The sequence below is a fragment of the Streptococcus cristatus genome (assembly GCF_003943505.1).
Taxonomy (GTDB): domain Bacteria; phylum Bacillota; class Bacilli; order Lactobacillales; family Streptococcaceae; genus Streptococcus; species Streptococcus cristatus_E.
In genome coordinates this window covers 1-620 of record NZ_RJPS01000094.1, presented here as the reverse complement: position 1 = coordinate 620, position 620 = coordinate 1, and the positions used below count along the sequence as shown (strand labels likewise).

The 620-nt window shown below is 45.2% G+C and carries 1 protein-coding gene; it reads left to right on the top strand.

The window, feature by feature from the left end:
• Nucleotides 1-18: 18 nt before the first annotated feature.
• Nucleotides 19-620 (top strand): mucin-binding protein (locus D8792_RS11545; protein WP_185758463.1); only part of this gene is annotated, 602 nt, incomplete at its 3' end.

The following is a 620-nucleotide window of genomic DNA, read 5'->3' as shown; positions in this document are numbered from 1 at the left end:
GATACACCAATCAACTTCGTGAAGGATGGCCAAAAAGCGATTATCAGCTTCGTAGACCAAACTGACGGTAATAAGGAATTGACTAAGGTAGTTGAAAGCGGTAAGTCAGGTGAGCCAATCGGTACAACTAACTACGCAGCTCGTCTGAAAGAATTGACAGACAAGGGCTATGAAGTGGTGAACGATGAGTTCAAGGGACCTAAGACCTTCGATAATGACGATAAGAAGGATCAAACCTTCACCGTTACTATGCGTCAGGTTGTAGTACCATTCGATCCGAATAATCCGCCGAAACCAGATACTCCAATGGATCCTAAGAATCCAGAGGGACCTAAGTGGACAGATGATAAGATCAAGTCAGCTCAACAAGAAGCTGTGAAGGAATTGAGCCGTACGATCAAGTACGTATACGAAGATGGTAAAGAAGCAGCACCAAGCTTCACAGACAGCGCTAAATTCACGCGTATTCTGAAGATCAACGTCGTAACGAAAGCGATCGTAGAAAAAGGCCCATGGACATCACAAGATGACGTGATCAAGGGACAAACTTCACCAGACATCAAGGGTTACGTAGCAGACAAAGCAAGCGTAGCAGATGTGAAGGTTACAGCAGACTCAGC